Annotated in this window: 15 protein-coding genes; 12 read left to right on the plus strand and 3 right to left on the minus strand. The window is 68.9% G+C overall.

What is annotated here, in order from left to right; all coding sequences use genetic code 11:
• Positions 1-36 precede the first annotated feature (36 nt).
• From BKN51_RS28965 to BKN51_RS28980, 4 genes are all read left to right on the plus strand, one after another.
• Positions 37-837, plus strand: a complete 801-nt coding sequence (locus BKN51_RS28965) for an SGNH/GDSL hydrolase family protein (RefSeq protein ID WP_101610652.1) — start codon at positions 37-39, stop codon at positions 835-837.
• The gene (locus tag BKN51_RS28970) at positions 816-1,373 is read left to right on the plus strand and encodes a TetR/AcrR family transcriptional regulator (protein ID WP_101610653.1); all 558 of its coding nucleotides are present in this window, start codon (positions 816-818) and stop codon (positions 1,371-1,373) included. The genes BKN51_RS28965 and BKN51_RS28970 overlap by 22 nt, the downstream gene beginning before the upstream one ends.
• Before the next feature lie 249 nt (positions 1,374-1,622).
• On the plus strand, positions 1,623-2,795 hold the full coding sequence (locus BKN51_RS28975; RefSeq protein WP_101610654.1) for a sensor histidine kinase: 1,173 nt from the start codon (positions 1,623-1,625) through the stop codon (positions 2,793-2,795).
• Positions 2,792-3,457, plus strand: a complete 666-nt coding sequence (locus BKN51_RS28980; RefSeq protein WP_101610655.1) for a response regulator — start codon at positions 2,792-2,794, stop codon at positions 3,455-3,457. Before BKN51_RS28975 ends, BKN51_RS28980 begins: the two co-directional genes overlap by 4 nt.
• Here the strand turns inward: BKN51_RS28980 and BKN51_RS28985 are convergent.
• Positions 3,421-4,884, minus strand: a complete 1,464-nt coding sequence (locus BKN51_RS28985) for a phytoene desaturase family protein (RefSeq protein ID WP_101610656.1) — start codon at positions 4,882-4,884, stop codon at positions 3,421-3,423. The genes BKN51_RS28980 and BKN51_RS28985 overlap by 37 nt on opposite strands.
• A 94-nt stretch (positions 4,885-4,978) precedes the next feature.
• On the opposite strand from BKN51_RS28985, the gene BKN51_RS28990 reads away from it, so the two are divergent.
• The 6 genes from BKN51_RS28990 (at position 4,979) to BKN51_RS29015 (ending at position 10,166) form a co-directional block, all read left to right on the plus strand.
• On the plus strand, positions 4,979-5,713 hold the full coding sequence (locus BKN51_RS28990) for a DUF2786 domain-containing protein (RefSeq protein WP_101610657.1): 735 nt from the start codon (positions 4,979-4,981) through the stop codon (positions 5,711-5,713).
• A 55-nt stretch (positions 5,714-5,768) separates the two neighbouring features.
• Entirely contained in the window at positions 5,769-6,524 is a 756-nt protein-coding gene (locus BKN51_RS28995; RefSeq protein ID WP_101610658.1) for a GNAT family N-acetyltransferase, read from the plus strand.
• Between the two features lie 28 nt (positions 6,525-6,552).
• The gene (locus BKN51_RS29000; protein ID WP_101613519.1) at positions 6,553-6,894 is read left to right on the plus strand and encodes an ArsR/SmtB family transcription factor; all 342 of its coding nucleotides are present in this window, start codon (positions 6,553-6,555) and stop codon (positions 6,892-6,894) included.
• A complete protein-coding gene (locus BKN51_RS29005; protein ID WP_101610659.1) occupies positions 6,891-7,160 on the plus strand; it encodes a hypothetical protein in 270 nt (89 codons plus the stop codon). Before BKN51_RS29000 ends, BKN51_RS29005 begins: the two co-directional genes overlap by 4 nt.
• A 110-nt stretch (positions 7,161-7,270) precedes the next feature.
• Entirely contained in the window at positions 7,271-9,451 is a 2,181-nt protein-coding gene (locus BKN51_RS29010) for an MMPL family transporter (RefSeq protein ID WP_101610660.1), read from the plus strand.
• Complete coding sequence (locus BKN51_RS29015; RefSeq protein WP_101610661.1) at positions 9,444-10,166, plus strand: class I SAM-dependent methyltransferase; 723 nt, start codon at positions 9,444-9,446, stop codon at positions 10,164-10,166. The genes BKN51_RS29010 and BKN51_RS29015 overlap by 8 nt, the downstream gene beginning before the upstream one ends.
• Here BKN51_RS29015 and BKN51_RS29020 read toward each other — a convergent pair.
• Together BKN51_RS29020 and BKN51_RS29025 are read right to left on the minus strand one after the other, a co-directional pair.
• The gene (locus tag BKN51_RS29020; protein WP_101610662.1) at positions 10,163-11,539 is read right to left on the minus strand and encodes a UTP--glucose-1-phosphate uridylyltransferase; all 1,377 of its coding nucleotides are present in this window, start codon (positions 11,537-11,539) and stop codon (positions 10,163-10,165) included. The two genes, BKN51_RS29015 and BKN51_RS29020, sit on opposite strands and share 4 nt — an antisense overlap.
• A gap of 184 nt (positions 11,540-11,723) precedes the next feature.
• The gene (locus BKN51_RS29025; RefSeq protein ID WP_101613520.1) at positions 11,724-12,311 is read right to left on the minus strand and encodes a 5-formyltetrahydrofolate cyclo-ligase; all 588 of its coding nucleotides are present in this window, start codon (positions 12,309-12,311) and stop codon (positions 11,724-11,726) included.
• Positions 12,312-12,529: 218 nt separating this feature from the next.
• On the opposite strand from BKN51_RS29025, the gene glp reads away from it, so the two are divergent.
• Complete coding sequence (gene glp / locus BKN51_RS29030; RefSeq protein WP_101610663.1) at positions 12,530-13,801, plus strand: molybdotransferase-like divisome protein Glp; 1,272 nt, start codon at positions 12,530-12,532, stop codon at positions 13,799-13,801.
• Positions 13,801-14,472, plus strand: a complete 672-nt coding sequence (locus BKN51_RS29035; protein ID WP_101610664.1) for a GNAT family N-acetyltransferase — start codon at positions 13,801-13,803, stop codon at positions 14,470-14,472. The genes glp and BKN51_RS29035 overlap by 1 nt, the downstream gene beginning before the upstream one ends.
• Positions 14,473-14,487: the final 15 nt, after the last annotated feature.

The raw sequence follows: 14,487 nt of genomic DNA on the forward strand, positions 1-14,487 counted from the left end.
TGTCTACAAGGTGAACTCGCGGTTACGGAGATCTGGATGGGCTACCAACGTTTCGTCGCGCTCGGCGACAGCTGCGCCGAAGGGCTGGCCGATCCGCATCCGTCGGGTGGCTTCTACCGGGGCTGGGCGGACTTCGTCGCGGCCCGCCTCGCCGGGGAAGAGCCCGGTTTCCGCTACGCCAACCTCGCGGTCCGAGGGCGCAGGCTCGACCAGATCCACGCGGAGCAGACCGAGGCGGCGAGCAGGCTCCAGCCGGACCTGATCGCGTTGTTCGGCGGCGGCAACGACGTGATGAGCCGCGGCTGGGACGCGCGCACGGTCGCGCGCCGCGTCGACACGGCCATCCGCGCCTGCACCGAAATCGCGCCGAACGTCGTGACCTTCACCCTCAGCGACATCTCGCACCGCATGCCGATGGGCCACCGGATGCGCCCGCGCCTCACCGCGCTGAACGACGCCATCCGGGAGGCGTCCGTCAGTTACGGCGCGACGCTCGTCGACCTCTGGCCGGACCACGCCGCGCACGATTCCCGCTACTTCGGCCCGGATCGGCTGCACTTGTCCGAGCAGGGCCACCGGCGCCTCGCCGGGCACGTGCTCGGCAAACTCGGCGTCACCCACGACCCGGCCTGGCTCGAACCGCTCCCCGGTTCGGCGGGACGCCCCGGTCTCCGCGCGGATCTGAACTGGTTGACGCGGGAGGTACTCCCGGTCGCGGTCAGCCGCTTCCGCAACCGGCTCAGCGGCCGCCAGCCGGGCGACGGCTTCCTGCCGAAGCGCCCGGATCTCCTGCCCGTCCTTGAGGAGACCCGGTCGTGGGCGCCCGAACCCGCCTGATCGACACCGCGGCGAACCTGCTGGCCGAAGAGGGCGTCGGCGCGGTGACGCTGCGCGGGATCGCCAAAGCCGCCGGCGTCTCGCACGGCGCACCCTTACGGCATTTCTCCGGCCGCGCGGCCCTGCTCTCGGCGGTCGCCACCCGCGGCTACACCGAACTGCTCGACCGCGGCGACGGCCTGCCCGCCGGGACACCGCGCGAACGGCTCATCGCGGCCTGCCACGGATACCTCGACTTCGCACTGGCCCATCCGGCGATGTTCGAGCTGATGTTCCGCCGCGACCTCATCGATCCGGATGATCCCGAACTCACCCGGGTGAGCAGCGCGGTGTTCGACTTCTTCGCCGCGCTGGTCGCCGAGGTGCAGAACGGCGACTGGCATCCCACGACCGATCCGCGACTGCTCGCGTCCTCACTGTGGGCGTCCTTGCACGGCCTCGCCCAGCTGTGGCTCTGGGGCGGGCTGGCGGGCGCCAGCTTCGCGCCGTCGCCGGAAAGGGCGCTGGCCGTCACCCTTGACGCTTACCTTGGCTGAAGCTCGGCGAAGAGGCGGCCCGTTCCGGATATCCCCTCCCGAAGGCCCTCTTACCCGGGGCAGGTCATCCTCTTCGCCGAGTCGGGGGAATGGAAATGTCCATCCTGTTCCGACGGTAACCGGACAGATCACCGAGCGGAATCCCCGCGAGTCGGAGGCCGGGGTAAACCTTGGCGGTATATCGGCGGGCGAATACCGCGATGGTTGCAGGAATTGGGCCCGTTAACGCTGCGGCGGTAGTTTTCGGAAGTGCCGTCCCTCGCTCAGCCCTTTCAGCTCCTTCGCACACGGCCGCTGCTCCTCGACTGCCTGATCACGGCGGCCTCGGCCACTCTCCTCGCGCTGGGCGCGGCACCTCGCGGCGGTTCGTTCGGCGACCCGGTCGAGCCCGGGGTCGTCGCCCTCGCGGTCCTCATCGCCCTCCCGCTGGTCGTGCGGCGCCGTCATCCGATCGCGGTCCTGCTCGCCTCGGTTTCGGTCATGACCGTCTACACCGCGCTGGGCTACCGGGCCACTTTGGGCGAACCCGCGGCCTTCATCGCGGCGTACACGGTGTGGGCGCGCTATCCGCCCGCGAAGGCCGTGGCGCCGACCATCGTGTGGGTCGTCCTTTTCGAGCTGGGGCTCATCCTCGGCGAAGTGCCGTCCTTCGTGGTCGACACGACCCGCCTGATCGCGCAGTGCGTGGGCACGATCATCGTCGGACGGCTCGGCTACGTCCGCGCGGACCGGATGGTCGAGCGCGCCGTCCGCGCGGAACGGGAGATCCGGCTCGAAGCGGAACAGGCCGTGGTCGAGGAACGCATCCGCATCGCGCACGAGCTGCACGACGTCGTGTCCCACCACATTTCGGTGATCTCGGTGCAGGCGAACCTCGCGCGCTACGTCTTCGAGTCCTCCCCCGACACCGCGCGCACCGCGCTGGACACCATCGCCGGGACCACGACGGAAGCCCTCGACGAACTGCGGCGCCTGCTCGGCGTGCTGCGCCCGCCGCGGCGCGAGCCCCACGAATACCGCCCTCAGCCCGGCCTCGCCGACCTTCCCGCACTGGTCACCCGGGTTCGCGAGGCGGGCCTCACGGTGAAGACGCGCACGATCGGCGAACCACGACGACTTCCGCCGGGACAGCAACTGTGCACCTACCGTATCGCTCAAGAAGCGCTTACGAATGTACTGAAACACGCGGAGAAGGCGTGTGCGGAACTCGTCCTCGAATACGGTGAGGAAGCGCTCGTACTCCGCGTCAGTAATTCCGCTTCGGAGGAGACGCCACCGCCCAATCCGGCGGGGCAAGGCCTCATCGGAATGCGTGAACGAGCGAGAATGTACGGTGGTTCGATAGAAATGGGACCGGCCGGATCAGGCGGTTTCGCGATCGAACTGACCCTTCCCTATCTTCCGCAGGAGCGAGCCCGGTGACCAGTGTGCTGGTGGTCGACGACCAGGATCTCGTCCGGGCGGGCTTCGTCGCCCTGCTCGGCGCGGTTCCCGACGTGCACGTCGCGGGCGAAGCGCGAGACGGGCTCGAGGCCGTCGAGAAGGCACTTGAACTGCGTCCGGACGTGATCCTGATGGACATCCGGCTGCCCGAACTCGACGGCGTCAAGGCGACCGAGCGGATCCTCGCGCATGCAGGGCCGGACAAGCCGAATGTGCTCATGCTGACGGTCTTCGACCTCGACGAGTACGTCTACACCGCGTTGCGTGCGGGCGCCGCGGGTTTCCTGCTCAAGGACAGTCCGCCGGAGACGCTGATCGCCGGGATCCACGCGGTCGCGCGCGGCGACATGCTGTTCGGCCCGACCATCACCCGGCGGCTGGTCGAAGCCTTCACCCAAGGCCCGCCGGAACAACCGTCGGCCCCGCCCGCGCTGGCCGGGCTGACCGAACGCGAACTCGAGGTGCTGCGTTTCGTCGGCACCGGCATGCCGAACGCCGACATCGGCCGGAGCCTGCTGGTCAGCGAGGCCACCGTGAAGACGCATCTGAACCGGCTCATGACCAAACTCGGGATTTCGAGCCGCGCCCAAGCCGTGGTGGTCGCCTACGAAACCGGCCTCGTCCGGCCCCGCGGATCATGAATTACGCGCTCGAAGTCCTTTCCCAGTACGGATTTCGCGGCGTGCCAGCCGCCCATACCGTGCACGCCCGGCCCTGGCGCGGTCGCGGCCGAGCACAGGAAGACGCCGCCGAGCGGGGTCTTGTGCGGATTCCACCGCACGACGGGCCGTCCGAGCACCTGCCGCAGATTCACCGCGCCGGCGGCGACGTCACCGCCGGGGTAGTTCGCGTTGTACGCCTCGAGTTCCGGTGCGGTGACGCACCGGCTCGCCAGGATCGTGTCGGAGAACCCGGGCGCGAACCGTTCGATCCGTCGTCGGACGATCTCGGTGACGTCTCGCGGATCCCCGTGCGGCACATGGCAATACGCCCACACCGGCCGCTTGCCCGGCAGCCCGCGCGACGGATCGATCGCCATCGGATCCGACACGAGCACGAAGCGGTCGTCCGGATCTCCTCCGCGCGCGATGGCGTTTTCGGCGGCGTACACCGCGTCGCGCGTGCCTCCGAGGTGGACGGTGCCCGCCTTGCCGACCTCCGGCACCGCCCACGGAATCGGTTCGGACACCAGGAAATCGACCTTCGCCGCGCCGGGTCCGTAGCGGTAGGACTCCAGTGCCTTCCGGTATCGCGGCGGCATCAGATCGCGGGCGATGTCGAGGAAACCGCGCGGGGCGATGTCGAGGATCACCGTCCGCGACTTCGCCAGTTGCCGCAGATCGGTGATCCGGCTGCCGGTGTGGATCCGCCCGCCGTGCGCGCGGACGTCGGCGGCGAGGGCCTCGGTGATGGTCTGGCTTCCGCCTCGGGCGATCGGCCAGCCCGTCGAGTGCGCGAGGTGGCTGAGCAGCAGAGTCGCGCCCGCCGCGGCGAGCGAAGGCTGACGGCCCATCACATGCGCGGAGACGCCGGAAAGCAGCGCGGGCGCCTCTTGGCCGGTGAACAGACGGCGCTCCAGTCCGGCCGCGAGCGTCGCGATCCGGGCCGGGAGCAGGGCGGCGATCCGGGGATCACGAGGCGGATGGCGAAGGTCGCCGAGCAGGAGATCGGTCAGTTCGCGGCTGTTCCCGGCCAGCGGTCCCAGCAAGCGGCGCCACCGGGGGCCGTCCGTACCAAGGACGTCACAGGTCCGGTCGAGATCTTCATAGGCGAGTCCGGCCCGGTTACCGTCGATCGGGTGTGCGTACGCGATCTCCGGCCGCAGGAGGTCGACACCGTGCTCGGCGAGGCCGAACCAGCGAAAGAACGGGGACGCCGCGGCCATCGGATGCCCGGTAGCGCAGATGTCGTGCAGGACGTCGTCGTCGAACAGCGGAGCCGTGCGCGTCCCTCCGCCGATCTCGTCCGCCGCCTCGTGAACCTCGACCGACAGGCCCGCCCTGACCAGCAGGACCGCCGCCGCGAGCCCGTTCGGACCCGAACCGACCACCGACACCTCGACCGACATAGCACCCCCTTGCCGGGATCCGGAGATCTTGCCCGAATATTGTCGGACCTCTCTCCTAGGTTGATCCGCTCCAACCCAATCAGGAAGGGGGGCCATGCCCGACCATGACACGCTGCTCGCACGCGTCCGGAAACTTCTCGCGAAGGCGGAGGACCCGGCGGTCACCGAGGCCGAAGCAGAGTCGTACAACACCAAGGCCGCCGAACTGATCGCCCGGTACGGCATCGATCAAGCACTGCTGGCCGCCTCCGGGGCGACCGCCGACGAGATCACCCAGATCATGATCCCGCTCGACAATCCGTACAGCCGCGACAAGGCGGGACTGCTCACGAACATCGCGCATCCCCTGCGCTGCCGGGCCCTGCTGCACCGGCTCGGCCAGTCGGTCACCGCGGTGACCGTGTTCGGCTTCCGCTCCGATCTGGAACGGACCGAACTGCTGTACACGAGCCTGCTGTTGCAGGCGACCACGCAACTGACCAGGGTCCGCCCGGAGAACCGGGTGTTCATGGGCGAATCACTGGCCGCGTACCGGCGGACTTGGCTGCACGGGTTCTCCGGCGCGGTCTACGAACGACTCCGCAACAGTGAAGACACCGCGGCCCGCACTCACACCACCGCCGCCGGCCACCGCTCCGCCGAACTGGTGATCCAGGACCGGACTGCGATGGTCAAGCAGGCATACGACGAGCAATACGGCGATCTGCGCTCGGCACCGCCGAGGCGGCTGTCCGGCAGCGGCTACCTCGACGGTCATTCCGCCGGAGAGCGCGCCAACCTCAACACCACCGGGATCACCGGACGGCGCCGCGCGCTGCCCGTGCGCTAGACGGTACCGAAAAACCACCTCGTGAGAAACGCTTGTCCTCGGGTCTACTGAGGACATGATCGTGATCGAAGACCTGGCCACCCGGCCTGAGCTGCGCGAGCCCGCGCTCGGCCTCGGCGGCGTCGGAGGCGAGTTCCTCCAGCACGACCTGACGGGCCTGCTGGCGAAATCGTCCCACTTGGCCGCGCGCTGGCCGGAATACTTCCTCGTGCTGCTGGAAGACGGCGTCCCGGTGGCGAGAACAGCCGCCGTCCCGGTCGGTTTCCCGACGGCCGACCGTCCGGAACTGCCGGACCACGGCTGGGACGCCGCCCTGATCTGGGCCGCGGAAGACCTGATGAGCGCCCGTGAGACGAACACTCTGATCGCCCTCGAAGTGATGGTCGAGCCAGGCCGCCGCGGTGGCGGCCTGGCCACAAAAGCTTTGAAAGCACTGAAAACACGTGCCTCGGAAACCGGGATGCGCAACCTCGTGGTGCCGGTTCGCCCGGCGGGGAAGGAGAACGAACCCGAACTGTCCTTTGAGGACTATGTGGCTCGCCGTCGCCGGGACGGGCTGCCCGAAGATCCGTGGCTGCGCACGCACGAACGGCTCGGCGCCCGGTTCGTGAAAGTGGCACCGTTCGCGATGACGGTCACGGGCACTTTCGCGCAGTGGAGGGCGTGGACCGGTGTCGAACTTAGCGACGGTCTCACGGCCGTGCCGGGCGGTATCGCACCGGTGCTCGCCTCCTCGGCGCAGGACGTCGGCGTCTACGTGGAGCCGAACGTCTGGATGGAACACCTGGTAGATCGAGCCAGCACCTGCTAGATTTCTTTGGCATGTGCAGGAGCTCGGCATGACCGCCACCGGACCCACCGGCGACGAGCTGCTGCGGCTGCTGGGGGCACTGTCGAATCCGCACCGGTTGCGGATCGTCGCGGCGCTCCGCGCGGAGCGCGCGTACGTGAGCCAGCTGGCGCGGGAGCTCGGCATCAGCCGGGCACTCCTGCAGCTCCACCTGCGCAAACTGGAGGCGGCCGGGCTCGTGTCGGCCACCCTGGAGCTTTCGGAGGACGGGAAAGCGATGAAGTTCTACGAGGTGACACCGTTCCTGGTCGAGCTGAGCCCGGACACCATCGCCGCCGCAGCGCCGACGCTGAGCACACCGGCACCGGGCGATGAGGGGGAACGACCGTGAAGTGGCATCAATGGCAGGAGGTCGCCGGGGTGATCGGCATCTTCGTGTTCCTCACCGTGGTGATCACGGTGGTCGTCTGGCAGTTCGGCGCGACCGTCCGGGCCAGGGGCGCGCTCGCGCGCGAGCAGGAATACCGCAGGCTCGCCGAGAAGGCCGTCCAGGCGCAGGAAGAGACCGAACGCAAACTCACCGAACTCGACGGGCGCCTCGCGGATCTCCAGAAGAGCGTGGGCTCGGTCGAGCGGATCCTCAAGGAGGTCGGCTGATCGGCCGGTGAAGACCCTGGGCCGCCGAGCGGCAACTCGACGGCCCAGGAAAGAAGAAGCAAAAACCTCGCCCGAGGCATCTCACTCCTTCACGCAAAGGACTGTAGTTCATGCTGCTCGAAAAGATCGCCGCCTGGTCCGTGCGGCACCGCGCGCTCACCCTCGTCGGCTGGGTCGCCCTCGTCCTCATCGCCCTGCTTTCGGGCCTGCTCCTGGACGGCGAAAGCCGCCGGAGCACCGATCCCGGCGAATCCGGCCGCGCGCAAACCGCCTTGAACGCCCAGAACACCTTCGACCCTTTACGCGAGAACGTCCTCGTCCAGGCGAAGGATCCCGGCTCTCCATCGTTCGCCGCGAACGACGAACTCCGGCGGGCGACCGACGACCTGGTCGCCACGCTCACCCGATCCGGCGCCGTCACCGAGGTCCGCTCGCCGCTGGCCGCCGACGGCGCCGAGCGGATCTCGGCCGACGGTGCGGCCGGTCTCGTCGGTTTCTCGATCGCCGGCGGGGAGAACGACCTTCGCCCGAACTTCGAGACGGCGGCCGCGCAGATCGACGTGGTCGCCGCCCGGCATCCGTCGGTCCGGCTGGGCCTGTCCGGGGATCTCAGCCTGTCGACCGTGGTCGACAAGGGCATCCGGGAGGACGTCAAACGCTCGGAATTCCTTTCCCTGCCGATGACGCTGGTGATCCTGCTGATCGTCTTCGGGGCGCTCGTCGCGGCGTCGGTTCCACTGCTGCTGGCGGGCACGAGCGTCGCGGCGACGTTCGGGTTCCTCTCCGTCGTCGACGACTTCACCCCGATCAACAGCGCGACGACGGTGATCACCCTGCTCATCGGGATGGCGGTCGGCGTCGACTACTCGCTGTTCTTCCTCAGGCGGCAACGAGAAGAACGCGCACGAGGCCACTCCCTTGACGACGCGATCCGAATCTCGGCCAGGACGTCCGGGCACGTCGTGGTCGTCTCCGGGGTCACGGTCGTCCTGTGCGTGAGCGGGCTGGTGTTCACCGGTCTCGACAACTTCACCGGCCTCGCGATCAGCTCGGCGTTCGTGGTTGGCTTGGCCGTGCTCGGCGCGGTCACCGTGCTGCCCGCCTTGCTCTCCCTGCTGGGCGACAAGGTCGATCGCGGCCGGATTCCCTGGCTGGGCAAGCGGCGCACCGCCGCGGAGAACTCGCGGTTCTGGTCCGCGACGGCCCGCACGGTCACCCGGCGGCCGTGGCTGTGGGGCGGGCTCGCGACGGCGCTGATGGTCCTGCTCACGCTGCCAGCGCTCGGCATGCGCCTGCAGGATCCGACACCGGCGGAGAGCCTGCCCCGGTCGATGGCGACGATCGACGCCGCCGTCCGCACCCAGGAAGCGTTCCCCGGCGTGGTGTACCCCGCCACGGTGGTGCTGACCGCCGAGAACGGCGGCCCGGTCGACAGCCCGGCACTGCGGTCGGCGATCACCGATCTCGAACGGCGAATCGGGGAAACCGAGGGCGTCCTGAACAAACCCATCGCGGTCGCGAACGTCGATGAAGCGGTGGTCGTCCGGGTTCCGCTGTCCGGCGCGGGCCGCGACCCGCGAGCCGATTCGGCACTGGCGAAACTGCGCACCGAGGTGCTGCCCGAAACCATCGGCAAGGTGGACGGTGTCGAGTACGCCGTGTCCGGCCGCACGGCGAACGCCCGCGACTTCGCCGACCGGGTCATCGAGCGGATGCCCCTGGTCCTCGGTTTCGTGCTGCTGGCGGCGTTCGTGTTGCTGTTGCTGGCTTTCCGGTCCGTCGCGGTGGCGATCGTGTCGATCGTGCTCAATTTGCTGTCGATCGGCGCGGCCTACGGCGTGCTCACCTGGATCTTCCAGGACGGCCATTTCGCTTCCCTGCTGGGATTCACCCCGTACGGCGGGGTGGTCGGCTGGCTGCCGATGTTCATGTTCGTCCTGCTGCTCGGCCTGAGCATGGACTACCACATCTTCATCCTCAGCCGGATCCGTGAACACCGGGCGGGCGGCGCCGTCTCCGCGATCGTCCGCGGTACCGGCACCAGCGCGGGAGTGGTCAGCGGCGCGGCGGTGATCATGGTCGGCGTGTTCAGCGTCTTCATCACGCTGAGCGCGATCGAATACAAGATGATGGGCGTCGGGATGGCGGTCGCCGTGCTGATCGACGCCACGCTGGTCCGCGGGGTGCTGCTGCCCGCCTTCCTCGCACTGCTGGGAGAACGGGCTTGGCGGACCGGCCGTAAATCCGTCGCCCCCGAACGGGTCCCGGAACTATCGTCACCGCATGCCTGACGCGCTCTTCGCCCACGCCCGGCTCGCACCGATCTACGACGCCTTCGACGGCTCTCGCGACGATCTGGACCATTACCTCGCCCTCATCGGCGAACTCGAGGCGAAGAGAGTGCTCGACGTCGGCTGCGGTACCGGCTGCCTGGCCGTGCTCCTCGCCGAACGCGGGATCGAGGTCGTGGGGGTCGATCCCGCCGAGGCGTCGCTGGAGGTCGCGAAGGCCAAGAAACCGGAAGGGAAGATCACCTGGATCCACGGTGACGCGAAGGCCGCGGGCGAGGCCTGCGCCGATCTGGCGGTGATGACCGGGAACGTGGCCCAGGTCTTCCTGACCGACGACGAATGGAGCAGGACCCTCGAAGGCGTCCACACCGCGCTCACGCCTGGTGGTCACCTGGTGTTCGAGATCCGGCGCCCCGGTTACCGGGCGTGGGAGGGCTGGGCCGCCGACACCGCGCACGAGACCATCGACGTCCCGGGCGTCGGCGAGGTCGAGCAATGGCGCGAGGTCACCGAGGTGAACCTCCCGTTCGTCTCGTTCCGGTACAGCTACCGGTTCCCCGACGGGGAGGTCGTCACCTCGGACTCGAAACTGTGGTTCCGCGAACGCGAAGACCTGGAATCCCTGCTGGCGGAACACGGTTTTCGCGTCCTGGAGGTGCGGGACGCCCCCGACCGTCCAGGACGCGAGTACGTGTTCATCGCCCAGCGGGACTAGAGAGTTTCGCCGTCCGGAACGGTTTTCGGCCCGGCGACCTTCACGTCGCCCCGGATGACGACGTTCTTCCCGAAGGTGACGTCACCGTCCACTTCGAGGCTCGTGCACTCCTTGAGCGAAGGAGCGGAAGGGATCCGCGCGTCGAAGTCCGGCAGGAGCTTGTAGAACTCCTTACTCAGCGAGACGACCGGCGGGGTGGTGGTGGTGAACTCCGGGATCATCTCCCCGCCGTCGTCGAGCACGTACGCGTCGGAGCGGACGACGAGCAGGTCGTCCGTGGTCTTGACCGGCGCGAACCGGGTCCGCGGGATCTCGATCGCCCGCGCGCCCTCGACCGAGCCGATCGCCGCGCCCATCGCCGTTTCGAGCTGGATCACCGGCGTGCTGGCCGAATCGGCCGGATCGACGGTCTTCCGGTTCACGATCAGCGGCAGCAGCGGGGCGGCCGGGTCGGCGTCCTGCAGGGTCTTCAGCCGTTCGAGGTCGAACCAGATGTTGTTGGTATTGAAGAAACGCCACTTGGCGACGTCGCCGAACGAGTCGTCACCGTCGGGCACCTGCGCGGATTCACGCAGGACGATCCGGCCCGCGCGCCGCGCGAGATGCCCGCCCTTGCGGTCGGCCGCGGTGCCGAGCACGGTCTCCATCGCGAACGGGATGTTCTCGTCCGCGAGCCAGGCGGCGATCCGCGCGTCCGGGAGCGCGCCGAGGTTGTCGGCGTTGGACACGAAACACCAGCGGATGCCCTGCGCCAGCAGCAGGTCGAGCATCCCGCTCACGGCGAGCGCGATGAAGATGTCGCCGTGCCCCGGCGGGCACCACTCGAGTTCCGGGTTCGCCGGCCACTCGGCGGGCTGCCCGTCGGCCGTGATCTTCGGTTCGCGCCCCTGCAGGAAGTCGGCCGGGATGACCTCGTCGGCGAGCTCGGGATACCTCTTCAACAACTCCAGCGAAGGCTCACGGGTGCCCGCCGAATTCATCAGGATCAGCGGAAGGCGCGCGTTGTACTTTTCGCGGGTCGAGAGCACCTGCATCGCGATGACGTCGAGGAACGTCTTCCCCGGTTTGATCTCCAGCAGTGATTTCGGGCCGGTGAGCCCCATGCTCGTGCCGAGCCCGCCGTTGAGCTTGAGAACGGCCGTGCGGTCCAGGACCCGGCGCGCTTCCTCGGCGTCCGGCTCGGGAAGATCCACGAGCCGGGAGATGTCATCGAGAGGTTCGAGTTCGTTTCCCGGCAATTCACCCGCGCCGGGTTCGGACAGCTGCTCGAGACGCCTTCGCAGGGCCGCCAGTTCCATGGCGTGGGCCCCCGCGGAGCGCATTTTCGACAGCGTTCCGGCGAAACGATCGGACAGGTGCGCGTCAGAGCTCATTGTGCCCTTTCTGAACCACTGCGTCGGGGCGTCAGTGTATTACCGGCCGCGGAGCAGCACTTTGGTCCGGGGTCAGCACTCCGACTATCCAGGCATTACCGGCCGCGGAGCAGCACTTTGATCCGGGGTCAGCACTCCGGCCATCCAGGCATTACCGGCCGCGGGGCCGCCCCCTGGTCCGGGGTCAGCACTCCGGCCATCCAGGCATTACCGGCCGCGGGGCCGCCCCCTGGTCCGGGGTCAGCACTCCGGTCATCCGGACGTCGTGCGGTTCCGCGGGCAGGGCGCGCACGAGTTCGGCGTCCCGGACGACGGCGACCAGCGCGGCACCCGGCGCGGCGAAGGAGAGCGACCGGTCGTAATACCCGGCGCCCCTGCCGAGCCGGACGCCTTCGTCGTCGACGGCGAGCGCGGGGATCAGCACCAGTTCGGCCGTCCCCAGCGTGTCGGGACCGAGCCGGCGACCGGTCGGTTCGAGCAGCCCGCGCAGCCGGCCGGGTCCGAGACTCCGAGGACCTTCATAGGCGGCCCACTCCAGCGGCCCCGGCTCCGCGGGGACGATCGGCAGCAGCACACGTTTGCCCTGGTCGAGAAGTTGATCAAGGAGCTGCGTGGAGCCCGGTTCGGTGCCGAACGGGACATACGCGCAGACGACTTCACCCGGGATCCGAGCGGCCGCGACGGCCAGCGCCGCCGCCTCCCTGGCCCGCTTTTCCGACACCAGTGAACGCCGTTCGGCGGTTATCCGGGAACGCCACTCCGCTTTGCTCAGGTGTTCATTGCCGGGCTTGACCACGTGGTCAGGTTAGGCTTCACGCCTATGACAGGCGCAGCGACCACCCCGGCGGCACGGACCACGAGGAGCTTGCCCGATCGGGCGATTTCCACGGCTTCGGACCGCATCACTCCTGGTAACGGTGGTGAACTTCAGTTCACCGACGGGCCTTCATCGCGTGCCTGGTCGAACGAACGGATCGAGATCCCCCAGTCATGACGGAGCCCATCGCAGAAGCGGCCGAGACCGAAGACGCGGGACAGTTCCGTTCCGTCGAGGATCAGATCGCGCTGACCCTGGACGCCGCGGTACGCCCGCGCCCGGTCCGGGTCGCCATCTCCGAGGCCCAAGGCCTCCTGTGCGCCGAAGAGGTCGTCGCCGAACACGCGCTGCCCGGTTTCGACCAGGCCGCCATCGACGGCTACGCGGTACGAAGTGTCGACGTCCGCACAGCGGGCCAGGAACCGGTGCAGCTGCCGGTGGTCGGCGAGATCGCCGCCGGTTCACGCCAGCCTCGACGGCTGCAACCAGGCCAGGCCGTCCGCGTAGACACCGGCGCGCCACTGCCCACGCTCGCCGACGCCGTCGTCCCGACCGCGTACACCGACGGCCACCAAGCGAAGGTCACCGTGCACAAGTCGGTCCCGTCCGCGGGCTACGTGCGCCGTACCGGCGAGGACGTGCAGATCGGCGACGTCGCCGTCCGCAAGGGCGACACCATCGGCTCGGCCCAGGTCGGCCTGCTCGCCGCGGTCGGCAGGGCGAAGGTCCTGGTCTACCCGCGGCCGCGGGTTTCGATCGTGTCCGTGGGCGACGAGCTGGTCGACATCGACCGCACCCCGTCGGTCGGGCAGGTCTACGACGTCAACTCCTACGCATTGTCCGCGGCCGCGCGGGACGCGGGCGCCGAGGTGAGCCGCGTCGGCATCGTCCCCGGCGACCCGAAACGGCTGCGCGAGATCGTCGAAGGCCGGCTGCTGATGTCGGAGATCGTCGTCGTCGCGGGCGGCGCCGGCGGAAGCGCGGGCGACGAGGTGCACGCGGCGCTGTCCGACCTCGGCCACATCGACATGACCCGCGTCGGCATGCACCCCGGTTCGGTGCAGGGCTTCGGCAGGCTCGGCCCCGATTCGGTGCCGACGTTCCTGATCCCCGGCAACCCGATGAGCGCGCTGGTCGTGTTCGAGGTCCTGGTCCGCCCGCTCATCCGCGCCGCGCGCGGCACCCGCAACCCGCACCGCCGGATCGTCGGCGCGCGGCTGCTCTCCCCGATCACCTCGACCAAGGGGCGCAAAGGCTTCCTGCGCGGGCAATTGCTGCGCGACGAGGGCAACGGCGAGTACCTGGTGCAGCCGCTCGGCACCTCCGGCGCGCACCTGCTCGCGTCACTGGCCGAGGCGAACTGCCTGATCAACATCGACGAAGACCTCACCGAGGTCGCCGCGGGCGAGCAGGTCAAGGTGACCTTCCTGGCCCAGCGGGCGTAATGGGCGCACCGATTTCCGGCGTCGCGTATCCGATCGAGAGCAGGCATCCGGGCTGGCCCGCGAAACTGGGGCCGCTCCGGGTGCCCGCCGGCGTACTCGCCGTCCGGCCGGTCCGGCTGCGGGACGCCGGCGAGTGGAGCCGCGTCCGGCTGAGGGACCGCGAGCACCTGGAAATGTGGGAACCGACCGGCGTCGGACCGTGGCCGGACCGCAACGCGTTCTGGTCATGGCCGTCGCAATGGATGGCCCTGCGCGGCCTCGCCCGGCGCGGACAGTGCCTCCCGTTCACCATCACGGTGGACGGACGCTTCGCCGGACAGATCACTGTGGGTAACGTCATCCGCGCTTCGCTCCGGTCCGCATGGATCGGTTACTGGGTGTCATCGGACATCGTCCGCGGCGGCGTCGCGACCGGCGCCGTCGCCCTCGTCACCGACCACGTCTTCGACTTCGGCGGACTGCACCGGCTCGAAGCGACCGTTCGCCCCGAAAACACCCCCAGCCTGCGGGTTCTCAACAAAGTCGGGTACCGGCAAGAGGGCCTTTTCGAGCGCTACCTCGATGTCGCGGGCGGCTGGCGGGACCACTTTTGCCACGCCGTCACCAAGGAAGAAACCGGTGACGGACTGGTGTCCCGGCTCGTCGCGAAGGGCCTCGCAGAGCGAGTTTGACCCCATCATCTGGTC

It is taken from the genome of Amycolatopsis sp. BJA-103 (assembly GCF_002849735.1).
Lineage (GTDB): Bacteria > Actinomycetota > Actinomycetes > Mycobacteriales > Pseudonocardiaceae > Amycolatopsis.

Excerpts from the sequence above, each read along its gene's own strand:
- BKN51_RS28965 (WP_101610652.1), top strand. The coding sequence starts at position 37 with ATGGGCTACCAACGTTTCGTCGCGCTCGGCGACAGCTGCGCCGAAGGG.
- BKN51_RS28995 (WP_101610658.1), top strand. The coding sequence starts at position 5,769 with ATGATCGTGATCGAAGACCTGGCCACCCGGCCTGAGCTGCGCGAGCCC.
- BKN51_RS29010 (WP_101610660.1), top strand. The coding sequence starts at position 7,271 with ATGCTGCTCGAAAAGATCGCCGCCTGGTCCGTGCGGCACCGCGCGCTC.
- BKN51_RS29015 (WP_101610661.1), top strand. The coding sequence starts at position 9,444 with ATGCCTGACGCGCTCTTCGCCCACGCCCGGCTCGCACCGATCTACGAC.
- BKN51_RS29035 (WP_101610664.1), top strand. The coding sequence starts at position 13,801 with ATGGGCGCACCGATTTCCGGCGTCGCGTATCCGATCGAGAGCAGGCAT.
- BKN51_RS28985 (WP_101610656.1), bottom strand. The coding sequence starts at position 4,884 with ATGTCGGTCGAGGTGTCGGTGGTCGGTTCGGGTCCGAACGGGCTCGCG.
- BKN51_RS29000 (WP_101613519.1), top strand. The coding sequence starts at position 6,553 with ATGACCGCCACCGGACCCACCGGCGACGAGCTGCTGCGGCTGCTGGGG.
- BKN51_RS28990 (WP_101610657.1), top strand. The coding sequence starts at position 4,979 with ATGCCCGACCATGACACGCTGCTCGCACGCGTCCGGAAACTTCTCGCG.
- BKN51_RS29020 (WP_101610662.1), bottom strand. The coding sequence starts at position 11,539 with ATGAGCTCTGACGCGCACCTGTCCGATCGTTTCGCCGGAACGCTGTCG.
- glp (WP_101610663.1), top strand. The coding sequence starts at position 12,530 with ATGACGGAGCCCATCGCAGAAGCGGCCGAGACCGAAGACGCGGGACAG.